Below are 19,309 nucleotides of genomic sequence, written 5' to 3' on the forward strand. Positions count from 1 at the left end.
TTTTGCCGAAGATCATCTCGGTCTTGGGCAAGATACTCGAGTGGATTACCATATCCCTTATGGTTGTTCTGACCGTGATCGTGACGCTTGCCGTCATTGCGCGCCTGCTGGGGCAAAGCTTTTCCTGGTACGATGAAGTTGCCGCAATCATGCTGGCCTGGATTACCTATTACGGGTCGGCGCTTGCGGCGCTGCACCGTCGTCATATCGGTTTTGATACGGTTTTGCTCGCTCTACCCCGCACGCTGAGGATGGGGGCGTTGCTTTTGGGCGAAGCGATCGTGCTGGTGTTCTTTATCCTGATGGCGCGGGCAGGATTTCAGGTTCTCGAAGTGCTCGCAGGCGATACCCTGATTTCGATAAGATGGGTTCCAGTGCAGGTGACGCAATCGGTTATCCCGATTGGCGCGCTGCTGTTTATTCTGTGCCAACTTCTCAGTCTGCCTGGCTACTGGAAGACTTCTGCTGCAGGGATTTCGCTTGAACACGCCGAGATCGAGGAAGAAGTCGAAGCTGAGCTTGAAAAAAACAAGGACCGTGTCTGATGCTGATATTCGCCATTTTTGTCGGGTTGATGCTGATGATCTGCATCAATGTACCCATCGCCGTGGCACTTGCCATGTGTGGTGTCATAGGTCTGGTGCTAACAGAAGGCGTCGACAGTCTGGTGACCATCGCGCTTGACATGTATGACGGCTCGACCAATTTCTCGCTTATTGCAATCCCGATGTTTGTTCTGGCCGGCGCCATCATGAATGCCGGCGGCATCACCGACCGGCTGATCAATTTTGTCTCCAGCCTGATCGGTTTTGTCCGTGGCGGGTTGGCCATGGTCAATATCGGGGTGTCCCTGTTTTTTGCCGAAATTTCCGGATCTGCGGTCGCTGATGTCGCGGCCATGGGGTCGATTCTGATCCCGCAAATGAAGAAGCGTGGCTACAGCAAGGAGTTCTCGGCGGCAGTCACCTCATCGTCCGCGTCTCTCGCCATCATCATTCCGCCGTCGATTCCGATGATCCTTTACGCTGCATCCGCCAACACATCGGTCGAACAGCTTTTCGTCGCGGGTGTGGTGCCGGGTTTGCTGGGTGCGGCGGGGCTTATGGGCGTCGCCTACCTGTTTGCAAAGCGCTACAATTTTCCAACCGAAGAAGCCTTCAACATGCCGCGGGTGCGCGAAACATTTGTCGATGCTCTTCCCGCCTTTGCCCTGCCAATGATCATCCTCGGTGGCATTTTCGGTGGTTTCGTGACGGCGACTGAAGCTGCCGGCCTTGCCGTTCTGGCCGCCATTGTTGTGTCGGCATGGTATCGCAACATCGACTGGAGCCACCTGCGACGTGCCATGCTGGACGGTGGCATTCAGACCGCAGTTGTCATGCTTCTGGTCGCAGCCTCCGTTCTGATGGGGGGCTTTCTGACCCGCGCCCAGATTCCGCAGCAACTGGCCGAGAGCATCCTGTCAATCACTACTCAGCAATGGGCGATCCTGCTGATTCTGAATTTCTTCTTCCTCATCATTGGTTTCTTCCTGCATTCGGCAGCGGCCATCATTCTCGTTATCCCGATCGTGATTCCGCTGATTACCGCGGCGGGTATTGATCCCGTCCATTTTGGTCTGATTGTCACACTCAACCTTGCCATTGGTCAGCAGACGCCACCGGTGGCATCGGTTCTGATCACCGCCTGCTCGGTGGCAAGGGCCAATATCTGGGAGGTCTCGAAGGTCAATATCTGGTTCGTCGGCGTCCTTCTGGCTGTGTTGATGCTGTGCACCTATGTGCCGTCTGTTCCGATGTTCCTCGTGGAGTATTTCTACCGATGACCGACCTCACGCCTGACCTGACACAGGAAGTGCGCGGCAAGACGCTCTGGGTCACTTTCAACCGTCCGGCAAGCCGCAATGCACTGACGTTCAGCATGTACGAGGCGCTTGCCAGGATCTGCCGGGATGCTCCGACAGATGGGTCTGTGACCTGCATTGTCCTGTCTGGTGCAGGTAGCAAGGCTTTTGCCGCTGGTACCGACATGACCCAGTTTCGGGCATTCGAGACGGCGCAAGATGCGTTGGATTATGAAACACGGATCAGCAGTGTTCTTGATGCCGTCGAGCGGTGTCCGCTGCCGACTATTGCTGCCATCAACGGTGCGTGCACCGGCGGTGGCGCAGCGATTGCTGCAGCTTGTGATGTGCGGATTGCGTCAGCCAGTTTGAAGTTCGGCTTTCCGATCGCCAGGACCCTCGGCAATTGTCTGACGGCAGCAAACCTTGCACGTCTTTCTGATCTGGTTGGTGCAGGGCGTGTGCGGGAGATTATCTTTACGGCAAGGCTCATGATGGCCGATGAGGCGCTTTCTGTCGGGCTGATCAGCGAGATTTTGCCAGACGAACCATCGCTTCTGGCCCGCGCAGAGGAACTTGCACATCATATCGGCACCATGGCGCCGCTGACCTTGCGGGCAACCAAGGAAGCCATGCGCCGTAACCGGATGGCCACACAGGTGGATGACGCTGACTTGATCACCATGTGCTACATGAGCGAAGATTTTCGCATGGGCATGGAAGCCTTTCTCGGCAAAACCAAGCCGGAGTGGAAAGGCAAATGACAGCATCATTCGGTCCACTTGCAGGTATGAAGGTCATCGAACTCGCCCATATCATGGCAGGCCCTGTTTGCGGGCTCATGCTCGCAGACATGGGCGCGGATGTGATCAAGGTGGAAAAGCCGACCGGTGATGACAGTCGCAGGTTTGTGCCGCCGGAAATCGAAGGCCAATCCGCTGCCTACATGATGATGAACCGCAACAAGCGCGGCATTGCGCTCAATCTCAAGGACCCCGCGGCGCTCGAGGTCTTGCACAAGCTGCTGCTGGATGCAGACGTCGTGATCGAAAATTACAGGCTGGGCACAATGGAGCGGCTGGGGCTTGGCTATGATGTGCTTTCAAAGCTCAACCCGCGCCTGATCTATTGCGAGATTTCAGGCTTTGGCCGCACCGGTCCCTATGCGGCCCGCGGCGGGTTTGACCTGATCGCTCAAGGCATGTCCGGGCTGATGTCAATCACTGGAGAAGGGCCTGACCGTCCGCCGGTGAAGGTTGCTGCTCCGATTTCCGATGTCAATGCAGGTATATTGGCCGCAATGGGGATTTCTGCGGCCTATGCAAACATGCTCAAGACCGGGCGTGGGCAAAAGGTTGACACCTCGCTTTTCGAGGCGGCGATTGTCCAGACTTACTGGCAATCAGCCATAGCCTTCGCAACGGGCGAAAATCCCAAGCCGCTCGGTTCGGCTCATCCTTTGAACGCGCCTTATCAGTCTTTTGAGACAAGCGACGGATGGATAAATGTGGGCGCCGCCAATCAGAGCAACTGGCTGAGGTTTCTCAATGTGATCTCTGCGCCTGAACTCGATGCCGATCCCCGATTTTCCTCAAACCTGCAGCGCATGAAGAACTTGCCTGAGTTGGTTCGAATTCTTGACGGGTTTCTCAAACAAGACACCACTGCGAATTGGCTCTCCAAGATGGAAGAGGCCAAATTGCCGGCCGGACCGGTTCTGGATATTCTCGAAATGCATCAGGATCCACAGGCTCTGGCCCGCGAGATGATTGTTGAGGTTGATCATCCGAAGGCAGGACAGGTCAAAACGCTGGGACACCCGGTGAAATTCAGTGAAACCCCGGCCAGGATCACTCAGGCGGCTCCGGTTTTGGGGCAGCACACCAGAGAGGTTCTGGTTGAAATGGGCTATGAAACGGCAGACATAGAGTCGTTGATCCGCAGTGAGGCTGTCATCGCAGCCTGATCTGTTCCCGATCCTGTGATAGCAGTGATCTGCACTTTAGGCTGTCAAGATCAGCTATGTGAGCCAGGCCGGGAAATCCGGCGACAAGGCCAACGCATTTCGAATTATCAGACCCCGGGGAGATCAAGTCTTGGAACTCAATTTGCAGACCGCACAGTCCATTATCGCGTTTGCGCTGGAATGGCGCAAGAAACAGGACATGAAGCCGCTGACAGTCGCGGTTCTCGACAGTGGCGGCTTCCTTGTTGCTCTGGCACGTGAGGACGGCATGAGCACTCTGCGTCCCGAAATAGCGCAGGGAAAAGCTCGCGGAGCGGTTGCCATGGGAATGGGCTCACGCGCAATATTTGAGCGCGCCCAATTGCAACCGTTTTTCATACAGTCGATGAACAGCCTGGCGGCAGGATCACTCGTCCCGGTACCGGGTGGTGTGCTGATAAAATTCAAAGGCACCCTGCTGGGTGCGGTGGGCATTACAGGTGACTCGTCAGACAATGACGAAGCCTGCGCAATCGCAGCCATTCAAGCGGCTGGATTTGAAGCTGATGGTGGCTGATGGGTGCAGCATCAATGCGGAAGCGGACGACCTGCAAACGCTTTTTGTTTGTGCATCTCGTTGTTGCAAAATCGATGCGTATATTGGGCTGTATGCGTTAGCTCGCGGAGGCCCGTCGAACCGGCCTGAGCCATTTTCATAGGCCAAGGCGCCAGAGGGTGTCTGGAAGCGCGCGTTCGGGAAACGTCCGGGTCAGCGGTTTGCGGCGGGACTAGGACCAATTCCTGTCATGCAGGGCGCTCTCGGCCCGGCGATCGTAACGCGGGATCAACCCGCCGCAGCTCTGGCAAGCTGCGGCGCTTGTGATGCCAGTGCATCGGCATCCATTCTAAGGGCGAAGGCCAGTGCCTCATCCGCGGGTGTAGGTCTGGCAAAGAAGAAGCCTTGGACCTGGTCACATCCGAGCTCTTGCAGGATCTTTATCTCCTCCTGCGTTTCTGCGCCTTCAGCGATAGTGGTCATTCCCAACCCGCGGCCAAGCGCGATGATGCCGCTCAGCAATTCAGTCGAGCGTCGCGAATTGTTGACGCCGTCGATGAAAATGCGGTCGATCTTCAGTTTGTCGAATGGAAGCTGGGTGAGGTATCCCAACGAAGAATAGCCGGTGCCGAAATCGTCGAGTGCGAGGGTCACGCCGAATTCTTTCAAGCTCTTCAGGACATTGCGCACACGACTTTCGTTCTGGTCCATCAACAGGCTTTCGGTCAGTTCCAGGCATAGCAAATGTGGTGGAAGGCCGGTCTCGGTCAGAACGCGGCTGACATCGCTGACAAGATCGGAATTCCATATCTGCGCGGGAGACACATTGACGGCAATCGTCGGTGTCGGAACGCCGGCCTCCAGCCACTGCTTTGCCTGGAGGGCAGCCTGCCTCATGACCCAATAGCCCACGTCGCATATGAGATGGGAGCTTTCCGCAATGGGAATGAACACGTCAGGCGGGACATTTCCACGGACGGGGTGATCCCAGCGGATCAGTGCCTCGTATCCGATGACCCGGCCGGTCGAAAGATCAACCTGCGGCTGATAATGAACCGAAAGGCCTTCGTCATTGGCCAGCGCATTGCGAAGGTCCAGTGACAACGCCACCTTCTCTTGCACGGCTTCGTCCATGCTGGCCTCGAAAACCCTGTACCGTCCACGACCTTCTTCCTTGGCGCGGTAAAGCGCGAGGTCTGCGCTACGCAAGAGTTCGTCTGACGTCCTGCCGTGATTGAGAAGCATGGCGATGCCGATGCTTGTGCCGACTGTCACTTCGATGCGATCGAGGACCGTCATGCCGGAGATCACCCTGACGATTTCGCTGGCAATGGCTTCGCTCTCTTCCCGATCGGTTATCCCTTCGAGGAGAACCGCGAATTCGTCACCGCCAAGGCGGGACACAAAATGCGCATTCCCCAATGTTCGGGCAAGCAGATGTGCCACCTTGACGAGAAGCGCGTCACCAACCGCATGGCCAAGTGTATCATTGACGTCCTTGAAGCGGTCCAGATCGAGCAATAGCAGCGCACCGATTTCCCCGGTTCGCGCGCATCGCCCCAGAGCATCATCAACCCGCCTGTGAAACAAGGTTCTGTTTGCCAGCCCCGTCAGCGGGTCGTGAAACGCCAGTTTTTCCAGTTGCTCGGAAGCGAGTTTGCGGTCGGTTATGTCCTGGATGGTGCCGTAGACACCCGTTTTATGGCCCATGCTGTCGGTCTTGAGCTTGGTGGTGACAGCGAAGTGTCCGAATGCCCCATCGCCACGCCGGACCCTGACGTCGAGACTTTTGACAACTCCGTAGCGCACGACTTCTGCTTGCAGTTCCAGTAGCCGGCTCGCATCGTCGTCTGCATAAAGCTCCATGACCTTGTCGCGCGTCAACTGAAAGGCAGCCCGATCATAGCCGAGCAGATTGAAGATCTCATCTGCCCACCAGAGGTCTTCCTCGCCGAAATTGTAGGCCCAGTCTCCTATTCTTCCCAGATGCTGTGCCTCGTTCAATTGCCCCGAACGCTGTTCAAGGATGTTTTTGGCGGCTTCAAGTTCGCAGACAACTTGGTCCAGCTTGCGAAGCGGTATGGACCGGACAAAATAGGCCGCTGTGCCAACCAGAGTGGAAAGCAGGCCGAACAGGAAAAGTTCTAGCGCCAATGACGCAAGCGGAATTGACACCTCGAGGCGGCCGATTTGCTTACCGGCAACGATGAGGGGGGAACCTTGTGTCAGTTGCAACTGCCCGGGCGATTCACCGACAGTGAGCAACAGTTTTCCGTCATTGTCGAAGATGCGTTGTTCGGTCGTGGCGGACTGATCAATGTGGAGCTCGACAATCTCGGCGAGCCGGACCTGCTGATATTGCCACAAATCTTCATGTGCGTAGATATACTTGGAAACTCTGGCAGCCTGCATGTCCGCGATGAACGTGAACTCACTGGTCAGGTACCGGTATGAAACCAGTCCATAAGCCAATGGCGGGATTACCGCGATCGCAATGCCTATCGCGAGAGCGATCCGTATGCGTATTGCGGTATTCAACGCGCTGGTCACTGGGCCGCCGGGAGGCTGCCTGCCTCACGCAACAGGCTCTTGCCTTCGCTGGAGCCGACAAATGCCAGAAACCGCTCAACCTGCGGTTCGGGGTTTTCTGCATGGACAAATCGAAATGGCTTGAAATATGGGTATGTTCCATTCTCCAGGTTTTCGAGCGTCGGCTGCACGCCGTCGATTGTCAGAAAGTGCAATTCCGATTGATGCTGTTCTGTCACCATCTGCGCCAGGCTCGTGCCTACGAGTGACCCGTCAATGGCTTTCGCCATTTCGAGATTGTCCTGATCTGTCGCGGCCAGGGGAACGTCGATGCGTGTTCGCACCTGATCGATGGCGGCGGCCATTTCCGGAAATGTCTGGCCAAGGAGCGCGGTGTCACTCTCGCTTTTGGGCCGAAGTATGATCCGGACCGGCGATCCGTCTGGCCAAATAGAGGTGGTCGAAGCGAAGAAGGCGGCGACGTCGGCATTTGCTATATCGCCGGGCTTGGAATTCGAGCTGACAAGTCCGTAGGGTGTGATCACGGCAACGACTTCGACCAGTCCGGTCTCCGCCGGCTTTAAGGGGCGCGCGGAGACTGCAATGTCGAGGGCGCCGTCCTGGGCTGCAGCAATTCCACCGGAACTGCCGAGACCTGGAATGACCTGAACCTTCAGACCGGATTCACTGGCTTCGAATGCCGCGGCGAGCCGTTCCACCAACACTGTCGCTGAGCCGGTTCCACCGAGGCGCAGCGTCTCTGCTGCGGAAACAGGCAACACAGCGAAGCAAACAGTCAATGTTGCCATCAGGCAGGAGGATGAGGCTCGAAGAAAAGGGTTGGTCATTACAGCTCCAGGGCGCATCGGAGCACGGTGTATAGGGGGGTACACCTGAAAACTTTGTAAAGCAGAGGGGGGTGAAAAGTATCGGGTAAATATGTGTCTGACGCTGACCTTGAGGGCGAGTTGCACTCAACTCCGCTGGCCGGGCGCGGGTGCAGATTGCTTTACAACCTCCGCTATTTCCATCAGTTGCTTGGACAGGGGGCTGGTCTTGCGCCATATCATGCCGATTGTCCGGGCGGGCTGCGGTTCACTGAACCGGGCGATCGAAACCGGCGCCGAGCGGGTTTCCACGGTAATCGCCATTTCCGGAATCAGGGTAACGCCCATTCCCGAGCCGACCATCTGGACCAGCGTTGCCAGGGAACTGGCGTCCAGGATTTCCCGTGGACGGGAGGACTGGATGTTGCAGAACGACAATGCCTGATTGCGGAAGCAATGGCCTTCTTCGAGCAGAAGCAGTTTCATTTCGCGCAGGGCTTCGCGATTGGGCACCGGTTTTCCGTCATCCTTGTTTGGCCGGACCAGAACAAAACTCTCCTCAAACAACGCAATCTCCGTCAGTGACGGCTCGGAGATCGGCAGGGCTACGACAGCGGCATCCAGACGTCCTTCGGTCAATTCGTCTACGAGTTGCGGCGTCAGGGTTTCGCGGATCTGAAGGTCTATCCCGTCATTCATCAGGGTCATGTTGCTGATGATGGCAGGGAGCAAATAGGGTGCAATGGTCGGGATGATGCCGATGCGAAGCCTGCCGACCAATCGATCCCGCGAGGCCAGCGCCAATTCGCTCAGCTCATCCACAGCCCGGAGAATGAGGCGAACGCGCAAGGCAAACTCCTCTCCGAAACTGGTCAGCCGGACCTGACGCGCGGCGCGTTCGAACAGCTTGGCGCCAAGCGAATCCTCCAGTTCCTTGATCTGGACGGACAAGGCGGGCTGTGAGATGGCGCAGGCATTCGCAGCGCGCCCGAAATGATTGTGCTGGGCCAGCGCCTCGAAGTAGCGGAGCTGCTTGAGTGTCAAATTTCTCATAGTTTAAAATTATCAGAGCGATCATATAATTCAACTTAAATTAATAGATAGGTTTTGCTATAGCTCAAGGTGAAACGCGGCAGAGATGATATAATCCATCTGCAATTGATCTCGATGACTTTGGCCTGCATGGCTTCAGGGTGCTGTGTAGCGGAACGGCAACCGAACCGGCCTTTTGAGACAAGAATTGCCAGCTTCCAGAATTTCAGGGTTCATCGCCAGATGAACCGATCAATCAAAATGTGATCGGAGAACACAATGAATATCGATGCGAAAGCCGGCAAATGCCCCGTGGTCCACGGCGCAACAAACAACAGCATACGTTCGAACCGCGACTGGTGGCCGAACCAGCTCAACATCAAGATTTTGCACCAGAATGCTGCGCCTTCCAATCCGATGGGTGAAGATTTCGATTATGTCGAAGCGTTCAAGACGCTCGATCTGGACGCGGTGAAGCAGGACCTGCGCGCGCTGATGACCGATTCGAAGGAATGGTGGCCGGCCGATTTCGGGCATTACGGTCCGTTCTTCATCCGCATGGCCTGGCACAGTGCCGGCACCTATCGCACCGCTGACGGCCGTGGCGGCTCGACCTCCGGCGCGCAGCGTTTTGCGCCACTCAACAGCTGGCCCGACAATGTCAATCTCGACAAGGCCCGCCGCCTGATCTGGCCGATCAAGCAGAAATACGGCAACAAGATTTCCTGGGCGGATCTGATGATCCTGACCGGCAATGTCGCGCTGGAATCAATGGGTTTCAAGACCTTCGGCTTCGCTGGCGGACGCACTGATGTCTGGGAGCCGGAAGAAGACATCTACTGGGGCGGCGAAAGCGAGTGGCTTGACGACAAGACTCGCTACAGCGGCGAGCGCGAGCTGGAAAATCCGCTCGCTGCAGTTCAGATGGGGCTCATCTATGTGAACCCGGAAGGTCCCGGTGGTCAGCCTGATCCACTGGCGTCAGCCCGTGATATCCGCGACACCTTTGCCCGCATGGCGATGGACGACTATGAAACCGTGGCGCTGATCGCCGGTGGCCATACCTTCGGCAAGACCCATGGCGCCGGTGACGCCGGACTGGTCGGGGCTGATCCTGAAGCTGCAGGCATTGCCGAGCAGGGTCTGGGCTGGACCAGCAAACATGGAACCGGCTTTGGAGCAGATGCCATCGGCAGCGGTCTCGAAGTCACATGGACCCAGACACCGACGCAATGGAGCAACCATTTCTTCGACAATCTGTTCGGTTTCGAATGGGAGCTGACCAAGAGCCCTGCAGGTGCTTTCCAGTGGACACCGAAGGACGGCGGCGGCGCCGGCACGGTGCCGTCTGCGCATGATGCGTCAAAGCGGATTGCGCCGTCGATGCTGACGTCGGATCTGGCGCTGCGGTTCGACCCGATCTACGAGAAGATCTCGCGCCACTTCCACGAAAACCCGGACGAGTTCGCCGATGCATTCGCACGGGCCTGGTTCAAGCTCACGCACCGCGATATGGGTCCCAAGACCTGCTATTTCGGTCCCGAAGTCCCGGCTGAGGATCTGCTGTGGCAAGATCCTATCCCGGCTGTCGACCACCCGCTGGTCAATGCTCAGGATATCGCGGCGCTCAAGGTCAAGGTTGCCAACACCGGCCTATCGGTGTCCGAGCTGGTTTCAACGGCCTGGGCCGCTGCCTCGAGCTTCCGCGGTTCTGACAAGCGCGGCGGTGCCAATGGCGCGCGCGTCCGGCTCAACCCGGCCAAGAACTGGAAGGTCAACGAGCCCGAGAAGCTGGCCAAGGCGCTTGCAGCGCTGGAAGCTGTGCAGACAGCCTTTAATGATGCCCAGACTGACGGCAAGAAAGTGTCGATGGCTGACCTGATCGTGCTGGCCGGGTCGGTTGGCATCGAGCAGGCCGCCAAGGCAGCCGGCCGGTCTGTCGAGGTTCCGCTCACCCCGGGTCGCATGGACGCATCGCAGGACCAGACCGATGTCGAATCCTATGATGTGCTTGAACCTGCCGCAGACGGGTTCCGCAACTTCCTCAAGACCCGCTATACATCCGCGGCCGAGGAACTGCTGATCGACAAGGCGCAGTTGCTGACGCTGACAGCGCCGGAAATGACGGTTCTGCTTGGTGGCATGCGTGTGCTTGGCGCCAATTATGGCGGCTCCAAGAACGGTGTCTTCACCGATCGCCCCGGAACGCTGACCAATGACTTCTTTGTCAATCTTCTGAGCATGGACACCAAGTGGGAAGGTCTGGACGAGGACGAGGAAGAGTTCGAAGGCCGTGACCGCGTGACGGGCGAACCGAAATGGACCGCCAGCCGGGTTGATCTGGTGTTCGGTTCCAACTCGCAGCTGCGGGCGATTGCCGAGGTCTATGCGCAGGACGATGCCAAGGACAAATTCGTCAAGGACTTCGTTGCCGCCTGGACCAAGGTGATGAACGCCGATCGCTTCGATATCGCCTGATCAGGGCATCGACGGTATTTTCGGGCGCGGATGGTTTTCTGTCCGCGCCCGAACTGTGTTTGACAGCCGGGCAAACCGGTGATTTGCCGCGCCGGCTGAACTGGCGCGTCAGCCGCTTGCACTGTCGGCGGCGACGGCCTCGTGCAGATTGCGCAAAAGGTCGGGATCGGCAGACTGGATCCGGCTCCAGTTCGGAATGAACGGCGTTTCCATCGGGTTTTCCAGAAAAATATGTCCGGCAGTGACGATGTTGGCCGCGAACAGTTCCACCGCTTCCTCTTCCTGGTGCCGATCGGTGTGAAGACCGTTCATCACCGCATCATTGTGATACATCTCGATCAGGTCCAGCGCGGTCCGGTAGTAGGTGGCCTTGATCGTCCTGAACGTCTCTTGCGAGAAAACCACACCATCGGTCGCCAGTTTGCGAAACAGGGCTTTCGATATGTCGATCGACATGCGCGACAGGCCCTGGGATGCGTCGGCCTTGGAAAGTTCCTGATGTTTGTGATCATAGGCGTCTGAGATGTCGACCTGACAGACTGACCGGTTGGACAGATTACGCCAGACCTCCGACAGCACGCCGATCTCCAGTCCCCAGTCCGACGGAATGCGCATATCGGGCAGGATGCTGACACGCATGGCGAACTCTCCGGCCAGCGGATAGCGGAAGCCCTTGAGATATTCGATGTAGTCGAGATGCCCGCAGACCTTCTGGATTGACAGCAGCAAGGGCGAGACCAGAAGCCGCGACACCCGGCCATTGAGCTTCCCGTCGGCGATGCGGGGGTAGTAGCCCTTGCAGAACTGGTAGGGGAACGCCGGGTTGGTCACGGGGTAAACCAGGCGCGCCAGCATTTCGCGGGAATAGGTGGTGATGTCGCAATCATGCAGCGCCACAACATCGGAGTTTTGCGAGGCCAGCGCGTAGCCAATGCAGTACCAGACATTGCGGCCCTTGCCGGGTTCGCTGGGCGCCAGACCGGCAGCTTCCAGCTGGTTGTGGATGGCCTTGAGCCGAGGGCCGTCATTCCACAGAATGTCGTGCTTCTGCGGCAGGCGTGAAAAATACTCCCGGGCGAAGCGGTATTGTTCCTCGGTCGCCTGATCAAGGCCGATGATCACATGGTTGATATAGGTCGCACCACTGAGTTCATCGAGGATTTTGGAAAGTGCATCGCGGCCCAATTCCGCAAACAGCGATGGCAGGATCAGCGTGATCTTGCGGGTGGCGGAGAATTGCCGGAGCTGGCTTTCCATCATGTCCAGCGGCATATGGGTGAGATTGTGGAGGGTGGCCACGCTGCCATTCTGGTGAAAATCGCCCATGTGAGCTCCTGCTATTTTGCTGCTGCCTGCAACAGCGACATGATGGTTTCGTTCCAGCCCCTGGGGCCCGCCTGCGTTGCCCTTATGACTTGCCCGGTGGCTTCGCCGGCGAGCGGGGGAATGCCGCCATGCGCCGGATTGGGGATGATCACGCCTAAATCTGCTTGCTCGATCATCGCCACGTCATTGCCGGCATCGCCGAGCGCCACGCTGATGGCCTGGTGGCCGGACCCGCTGGCATGTTGACGGATGATCTCGACCATACGCTCCGCCTTGTTGCCGCCGAATGACAAAGTCATGAAGCGACCGCCCTGCAGGACGGTAAAGCCATCTGCCTTGAGCGCGGTGATAAATTCATCCCGGCTGGCGTCGGTGCCAAGCCAAAGACCGGGCTCGGAAAACCGGCGTTGCTTGGCTCGCACCGCTTGCTCGATGCTCAAGCCGGTTCGCTCTGAAACTTCTTCCGCGCTCCAGTCGGAAAAACCCTCATACTGGCTTCGCAAAGCCGGCGGCAGCGCATTCAAGGCGAGTAGGATGGACTGATATTTGTCCCCGGATTGGGTGGTGTCGGTTTCGCCTTCAAGGATGCCGGATCCGTTTTCGACAATGGCCTGGCAATGAGAAAAGCCCAATTCCTGCCGCAAGGGGATGATCTCCGCAGCGGTTTTGCTTGAAGCCAGAACCAGCGGGATCTTCAGCTCGCGCAGCCTTGCCAGAGCCGGAAGAGCTTCAGTGTAGGAATAGGTTTCATGATCGAGCAGCGTGCCGTCGAGATCGGTGAATATAATCAGGTTGGCGATGTCGGGGAGGGGCAGGATCGCATTGGTCAATTGGTGATCCAGCGGCATTGATAGGGGGCAAATTCAATCTCACCGGTAACACCTGCGATGTCCTCGCAGGATATCAGGTCGGTCCATTTTTCGCCGCCGATCAGATTGAGCGACATGACCGGGATCGCGACCGTGTCATTGGTGAGGTTGTGGATGGCGAATATGCTTTGCGCCCGATCCATGCTCTGCCGCCAGAAGCCGAAAAACTGATCGCCCAGTTGGAGGGTGAATTGGGTAGCGTTGGGATGAAACGCCGGCTGTTTTGATCGTTTTTCCAACACCCCGGTCAGTGCATTGAAAACGCGTGCATGGTGGCTTGCGGGATCATCCAGTTGTTCCAGCAGGTCCGGATAATGCCAGCGGTGGCGGTTGATGGCCCGGTTGTGGCCGGATTTTTCCACTCCGTCATGATCGTTCTGCGTCGCAAGCAAGGAATGGATATAGAAACCGGGTATGCCTTCCAGGCCCATGGCGATGATCTGGCTGCACAAAAACCGCTCGACGTTCCACTCATCCACGCCTGCAATGGTTCCCTTCAGAGCATCAAACAGCGCGATGTTGATTTCATAGGGCCGGGTGCCGCCATCGGGCATTTTGCGCATGGACAGCAAACCGCCGAATTTCTGCACGGTTTCAATCACACGGCCGATATCTTCCTCGCTCAGCAAACCCTCGGCGGGGCGCATGCCAATGCCATCATGCGAGGCGGTGAAATTGAAATAGGTGCAGCCGAGCTGGGCAGGTGGCATGGTCATCTGCCAGGCATTGAGATGTCTGGATGTTCCGTGAAGCAAAGCGTGCAGCAGCAGCGGCGGCAGCGAAAAATTGTAGATCATGTGAGCTTCATTGCGATTGCCGAAATAGCTCAGATTTTCCGTGTTGGGGACATTGGTCTCGGTGAGCAGAACCAGCGGTTCTCTGGTGTAATCTGCCAGCAACCGGATCAGTCGGACGATTTCGTGCGTCTGCCGCAAGTGGATGGACGGGCTGCCAGGCTCCTTCCACAGGAACGCGATCGCATCCAGCCGCAAGGTCTGGACCCCTTTGGAGATATGAAAGCGCAGGATTCGCAGGAATTCAAACAGCACTTCCGGGTTTGAAAAATTAAAATCAACCTGGTCATGGCTGAAGGTGCACCAGACATGTTTTGTACCGTTGGCGGTCTCGACCTGCCTGAGAAGCGGATGCGCCCTGGGACGGACCACCATGGAGAGGTCATCGTCCGGCGACGCTTCAAAGAAGAACTTGTCGTAAGGGGGGTGGCCGAGCAGATATTCGCTGAAATAGCCGCTCAGGCTCGAGCAGTGATTGATCACCAGATCGGACATCAGCCGGAATTTTCCGGCGATACGGCCGATGTCCTCCCAGGCACCAAGCCCGCTGTCGACCGCATAGTAATCGGTGATCGCAAAGCCGTCGTCGGATGTGTAGGGAAAGAACGGCAGGATATGCACGCCGGTGGTGATATCCTTCAGATGGCCGTCCAGAAAATCAAACAACAAATCCAGCGGCTTGTGCTCGCCATTGACGAAGCTATTGCCATAGGTGATCACATAGCTGTCTTTTTCATTCCACAGTGCATTGCCCGGGACACGACCACGTCGTTTCGGCTGCTCGCCGTCTGGCCAGAATGCGCTCAGGGTCTGATCCAGCAATGCCGCCTGATCATGCTCAGGGTAGATGGACAGAAGCAGCATCTGAAGCCCGTCGCGCAATCTTTTGGGAAATCGCTTCGGGTCCGCGGCTATGGTTTCGTATGAATTTGCATAAAAATTCGCCATGACCAAATTTTTAGCACTATTCTGTTTCAAGGCAAGATGGTCGGTCGATATTTCTGATTCCGCCGCGTGCTGCGTAGGTTTGCGGTGCGCACGGCACAGCGCAAATCCGGAAGCGCGGGCGGAATGCAGATCTATTTGTTCAGAGGCTTATCTGCGTGCTCAGCAGTAGGACTCGACACCGCTTATCTGGGCTGCGGAATAACGGTTGCCATGGGCAAAACCTGCAGGAAGAATACGGTCAATTTCGGAGAGATTTGCCGAAGTGATTTCCAGCGCGGCACCATTTACGCAGTCCGTCAGGTGGTCGGCGGAGCGAGTTCCGGGAATGGGAATCACATGCGGTCCGCGCGCAAGCACCCAGGCAATGGCCAGGGAAGCCGGCGTAGCGCCGATGTCGCGGGCATAATCCTTGAAAGGGGCGATAGCGGCAAGGTTGCGGGACAGGTTGGGCTCGAGGAATCGCGGATTGGATTTCCGAAAATCCTGGTTGCCGAATGTCGCAGGCTCCGGTGCCTTGACTGCAAAGATGCCGCGTCCCAGCGGGCAAAATGCCACGAAGGCAACCTCGAGTTCTTTGCAAGCCTGAACCATTCCCAGGTCGGGCTGTCTGGTCCACAGTGAATATTCGCTCTGCACCGCTGCCACCGGCGAGACCGCGTGTGCCAGCCTGAGTGAGGCCGGTGAAATTTCCGAAAAGCCGAAGCCACCGATCTTGCCTTCCTGCTGGAACCGCAGAAGCGTTTCGACAACTTCTTCGATCGGCCGGTCGGCCTCGCGGCGATGGACATAGAACAGATCGACATGCTCGACGCCGAGACGGGTCAGCGAAGCTTCGAGCTCGCTGCGCAAATGGTCGGCGGAATTGTCGAACCAGCGGTCGCCGGTGGCCGGATCACGGCGGATGCCGGCTTTGGTGGCAATCCTGAAATGGCCCGGATGGTCGCGCAGGTAACTGCCGATGATTTTTTCCGACACGCCCATGCCATAAACATTGGCGGTGTCGAGCAGGTCTATTCCTAAATCTCTGGCGGCAGCCAGGGTTTCATGGCTTTCTTTCTCTGATGTCGGGCCGTAGGGACCCGCAAAATTCCAGCAGCCGAGGCCGATGGCCGAAATCCGCGGACCGGCTTGTCCCAATTGACGCTGCTGCATGATGTCTCTCTGGCTGTGGATGAGTTGGTCGGGCTATTCGACACCGCCCATTCCAAAATGTCCACACCATGCAACCGGCAAACATTTAGCCGGTGAAGCTGCTGATCTGATGTCTGGATTGCTCCAGCCAGGCGGGGCTGACTTCCGCGCCCCAACCAGGTGCGTTGGTGACGGTCGCCTTGCCATCGACAATCGCATAGGGCGATTCAACGAACAGCCCGTCCTGCCAGGGATAGTAATCCTCGCCCTCTATGGAAAACTCGAGATACTTTCCCGCATTTGGGATCGCGCGCAGCATGTGCATGGTGAACAGCGTCACCATTGACCAGTTGGCGCAATGCGGCGTGCAGGGCAGGCCAGCCTTGTGCGCCATGTCGGCGACACGCAATGTGCGGGTCAGGCCGCCGAGATAGCAGATGTCGGGCTGAACGATGTCGACCGCCTTCATGTCGATCATCCAGCGCCAGTTCGGCAGTTCGCAATCCTGTTCGCCACCCGTGACATCAATCGACAGCGCCTCGGTCACCTGCTTGGTCTGTTCGTATTCCCAATAGGGGCAGGGTTCTTCGAAATGGCTGATGCCGTTGTCCTTGAGCAGTTTGCCGATTTCGATGGCCTGAGCCGGCGAATAACATGAGTTGGCGTCGACCAGCAGTGCGACGTTGTCATCCATGGCCTTGCGCATGGTCGGTACGATTTCCTCGGTACGGCCGGGCCATTCGTCCTTGCCGCGTCCGCATTCGGCGCCGATCCGGAACTTGAAGGCATCAAAGCCGAACTTGTCACGAAGGCTGCTTAGTCGTGTGGCTTCATCTTTGGGCGTGATGTCGCGTTTCATCGAAGATCCATAAGCGCGAACTGTGCCGGGTGTCCCGCCGATGAGTTCACAGACCGGCTTGCCTTCGAGGCGGCCACGCAGATCCCAAAGAGCGGTATCGAGGCCGCCGAGAGCGCGCTTCAAATAGGAGCCGGGAAACTTGTGCTCTTTCTCTGGGATCAGATCGACAAGGTAGTCGATGTCGAGGGCTGACTGACCCAATGCATAGGGCGCGACCTGCCGATGGACGATCTGGGCTGTAATGTCAGCATAATAGGGGGCAACCTGACCCCAGCCAATGTCGCCTGTATCGGTGGTGACTTTGACAAAGCAGACGAACTCGTTGGTGAACGTTTCGATGTGAGCGATTTTCATGTTCTGTAAACCTGTGCCGACGTTTTGACAAACCGTAGCGGGTCGATTGGACTTACGATAAGGTCCAATCTCGCAAAGCTTCCAGACCAATTTAGCTGTATCGAGACGCCATCGATGAAAACCAAAGCCGGAGCCATTCTCTCCTCGATTCGCATCGACAGGTCGCAGGACCGCAAAATAAGCGTCCAGCTCTATATGGGATTGCGCGACATCATCCTGTCTGGCGGCTTGAACGGCGGCGAGCGCCTGCCGGCGACGCGGACACTGGCGAGCGAAGTCGGTGTGTCGCGCACAACAGCGCTCGATGCGGTCAGTCGGCTGATTTCCGAGGGGCTTCTGGAATCGCGCATCGGCGCGGGCACTTTCGTCAGTCACACGATGACCGGACGGGCACCGGTCAAGCTTCATGCCGCCGGTGCAGATGTGGAGAGGCAGCCAAGGCTTTCGCCTTCAACCATCCAGGCCCAGCAATTGTTTGCAGAGCGGCGGCGGTTGCCGCACAAATCGCAGGCCTTTGTCACAGCCCTTCCGGCACTGGCATCGTTTCCGATGGCGCAATGGGCGCGGCTTTCAGCGCGGCATCTCAGGTCGGACCGGGACGCGGTGATGGGCTATGGCAATCCCTATGGATTGCCGCGGCTGCGCGCCGCCATTTCCACACATCTCAATGCCAGCCGGGGGATTCAGTGCGACCCGGAACAGATTTTTGTCGTTGGCGGGGCACAGCAGGCGTTTTCGCTGATCGGCGGCATGCTGCTTGATCGGGGAGAAAAGGTCTGGTTCGAGAATCCTGGCGCCATTGGCGCGCGCAATGCGTTCATCTCGCAGGGAGCCGAACTTGTTCCGGTAGCTGTGGATGATGAGGGCATTGTTGTCGAGGATGGGCTCGCCAAGGCGCCGGACTTCAGGCTGGCCTTTGTCACGCCCTCACATCAGCAGCCGCTGAGCAAGGTCTTGAGCCTGTCGCGGCGACTGGCGCTTCTGGATGCCGCCGATCGGGCTGATGCCTTAATCGTCGAGGATGACTATGACGGCGACTTCTATTTCGGTGATCAGCCGCTTCCGACGTTGAAGAGCATCGATACAAATGGCCGGGTGATCTATGTCGGCACGTTCTCCAAAACGCTGTTTCCCTCGCTGCGGCTTGGATTCATTGTGGCGCCGGTCAGCATGGTTGAATCCATGTCGAGCATTTTTTCGTCTGCCCTGAGCGGGGTTCCGACCTGGCCGCAGGCCATCGTTGCCGATTTCATCGATGAAGGCCATTTTGCAACGCATATCAGAACCATGCGTCAGCACTACAAACGGCGTCACGAGATTCTGCATGAGCATGCACGGCAGCTTGAGCCGCACATGCATGTCCAAAGGGCGTCAGCCGGCTTTCACACGGTCGGCTACTTCAAGGAACCGGGGCGAAGCGAGGACGACTTCGTTGCGGCTGCCCATGCGGCAGGCCTCACCCTGTCGGGCATCAGCCGCTACTGCCTCACTCCGATCGACCGCAAGGGTGTGGTGATCGGTTACGGAGCGGCCAGCGAGAGCGAAATCCGGCACGGTATGGATGTCATGGCGCATTTGTTTGCCTGAAGGGCTGATTTGTCGATGAGGCTGCGTTGGAAACAGCCATTTCCGACGTGTTAATTTTGCCGCAATTTCGCTGAAGTGCGTTGCCCCGCGGATAAGCGGCTGATTGTCATAAATTGGTATGGAAAAATATCTAGAATGGATATGCGGTGCAGTCCAATGAGGGATTACGCTTCTTGCTATCTGCGCGAATTATAAACAATAATGCGCTGGTATTCAGAGGGTTCAAAGGGA

The 19,309-nt window shown here is 57.3% G+C and carries 16 protein-coding genes; 8 read left to right on the top strand and 8 right to left on the bottom strand.

The window, feature by feature from the left end; genetic code table 11:
- Window positions 1-59: 59 nt before the first annotated feature.
- From IMCC20628_RS00980 to IMCC20628_RS01000, 5 genes are all read left to right on the top strand, one after another.
- Complete coding sequence (locus tag IMCC20628_RS00980; protein WP_245307847.1) at window positions 60-545, top strand: TRAP transporter small permease; 486 nt, start codon at window positions 60-62, stop codon at window positions 543-545.
- A complete protein-coding gene (locus IMCC20628_RS00985; protein ID WP_047028646.1) occupies window positions 545-1,825 on the top strand; it encodes a TRAP transporter large permease in 1,281 nt (426 codons plus the stop codon). The genes IMCC20628_RS00980 and IMCC20628_RS00985 overlap by 1 nt, the downstream gene beginning before the upstream one ends.
- Window positions 1,822-2,607: an enoyl-CoA hydratase/isomerase family protein gene (locus IMCC20628_RS00990; protein ID WP_047028647.1), complete on the top strand. Its 786-nt coding sequence runs from the start codon at window positions 1,822-1,824 to the stop codon at window positions 2,605-2,607. Before IMCC20628_RS00985 ends, IMCC20628_RS00990 begins: the two co-directional genes overlap by 4 nt.
- A complete protein-coding gene (locus IMCC20628_RS00995) occupies window positions 2,604-3,809 on the top strand; it encodes a CoA transferase (protein WP_047028648.1) in 1,206 nt (401 codons plus the stop codon). Before IMCC20628_RS00990 ends, IMCC20628_RS00995 begins: the two co-directional genes overlap by 4 nt.
- 142 nt (window positions 3,810-3,951) lie before the next feature.
- Window positions 3,952-4,365, top strand: coding sequence for a heme-binding protein (locus tag IMCC20628_RS01000; RefSeq protein ID WP_245307926.1), 414 nt, complete (start codon window positions 3,952-3,954; stop codon window positions 4,363-4,365).
- 267 nt (window positions 4,366-4,632) lie between these two features.
- Here the strand turns inward: IMCC20628_RS01000 and IMCC20628_RS01005 are convergent, their stop codons facing one another.
- Complete coding sequence (locus IMCC20628_RS01005) at window positions 4,633-6,519, bottom strand: GGDEF domain-containing phosphodiesterase (RefSeq protein ID WP_245307848.1); 1,887 nt, start codon at window positions 6,517-6,519, stop codon at window positions 4,633-4,635.
- 15 nt (window positions 6,520-6,534) lie between these two features.
- Here IMCC20628_RS01005 and IMCC20628_RS25530 point away from each other — a divergent pair, with 15 nt between their 5' ends.
- Window positions 6,535-6,798: a hypothetical protein gene (locus IMCC20628_RS25530; RefSeq protein ID WP_245307849.1), complete on the top strand. Its 264-nt coding sequence runs from the start codon at window positions 6,535-6,537 to the stop codon at window positions 6,796-6,798.
- Window positions 6,799-6,890: 92 nt separating this feature from the next.
- Here IMCC20628_RS25530 and IMCC20628_RS01010 read toward each other — a convergent pair whose 3' ends face one another.
- The gene (locus IMCC20628_RS01010; protein WP_047028650.1) at window positions 6,891-7,721 is read right to left on the bottom strand and encodes a substrate-binding domain-containing protein; all 831 of its coding nucleotides are present in this window, start codon (window positions 7,719-7,721) and stop codon (window positions 6,891-6,893) included.
- A 126-nt stretch (window positions 7,722-7,847) separates the two neighbouring features.
- A complete protein-coding gene (locus tag IMCC20628_RS01015; protein ID WP_047028651.1) occupies window positions 7,848-8,753 on the bottom strand; it encodes a hydrogen peroxide-inducible genes activator in 906 nt (301 codons plus the stop codon).
- A gap of 258 nt (window positions 8,754-9,011) precedes the next feature.
- Between IMCC20628_RS01015 and katG the strand changes: the two genes are divergently transcribed.
- Window positions 9,012-11,210: a catalase/peroxidase HPI gene (gene katG / locus IMCC20628_RS01020; protein WP_156174373.1), complete on the top strand. Its 2,199-nt coding sequence runs from the start codon at window positions 9,012-9,014 to the stop codon at window positions 11,208-11,210.
- Between the two features lie 108 nt (window positions 11,211-11,318).
- On the opposite strand, the gene IMCC20628_RS01025 is transcribed toward katG, so the two are convergent.
- The 5 genes from IMCC20628_RS01025 to IMCC20628_RS01045 all read right to left on the bottom strand — a co-directional run bounded on the left by IMCC20628_RS01025 (window position 11,319) and on the right by IMCC20628_RS01045 (window position 17,491).
- Window positions 11,319-12,536: a glycosyl transferase gene (locus IMCC20628_RS01025; protein ID WP_047028652.1), complete on the bottom strand. Its 1,218-nt coding sequence runs from the start codon at window positions 12,534-12,536 to the stop codon at window positions 11,319-11,321.
- Between the two features lie 11 nt (window positions 12,537-12,547).
- The gene (locus IMCC20628_RS01030; RefSeq protein ID WP_245307850.1) at window positions 12,548-13,366 is read right to left on the bottom strand and encodes an HAD-IIB family hydrolase; all 819 of its coding nucleotides are present in this window, start codon (window positions 13,364-13,366) and stop codon (window positions 12,548-12,550) included.
- A complete protein-coding gene (locus IMCC20628_RS01035; protein WP_245307851.1) occupies window positions 13,363-15,063 on the bottom strand; it encodes a sugar phosphorylase in 1,701 nt (566 codons plus the stop codon). Before IMCC20628_RS01035 ends, IMCC20628_RS01030 begins: the two co-directional genes overlap by 4 nt.
- A 243-nt stretch (window positions 15,064-15,306) precedes the next feature.
- Window positions 15,307-16,299 carry an aldo/keto reductase gene (locus IMCC20628_RS01040; RefSeq protein WP_047028655.1) on the bottom strand — a complete coding sequence of 331 codons (993 nt, stop codon included), beginning with the start codon at window positions 16,297-16,299 and terminating at the stop codon, window positions 15,307-15,309.
- A gap of 85 nt (window positions 16,300-16,384) precedes the next feature.
- Window positions 16,385-17,491, bottom strand: a complete 1,107-nt coding sequence (locus IMCC20628_RS01045; RefSeq protein WP_047028656.1) for a mandelate racemase/muconate lactonizing enzyme family protein — start codon at window positions 17,489-17,491, stop codon at window positions 16,385-16,387.
- A 114-nt stretch (window positions 17,492-17,605) separates the two neighbouring features.
- On the opposite strand from IMCC20628_RS01045, the gene IMCC20628_RS01050 reads away from it, so the two are divergent.
- Entirely contained in the window at window positions 17,606-19,078 is a 1,473-nt protein-coding gene (locus IMCC20628_RS01050; protein ID WP_047028657.1) for a PLP-dependent aminotransferase family protein, read from the top strand.
- Window positions 19,079-19,309: the final 231 nt, after the last annotated feature.

This window comes from Hoeflea sp. IMCC20628 (genome assembly GCF_001011155.1).
In the GTDB taxonomy this organism is placed as follows: domain Bacteria; phylum Pseudomonadota; class Alphaproteobacteria; order Rhizobiales; family Rhizobiaceae; genus Hoeflea.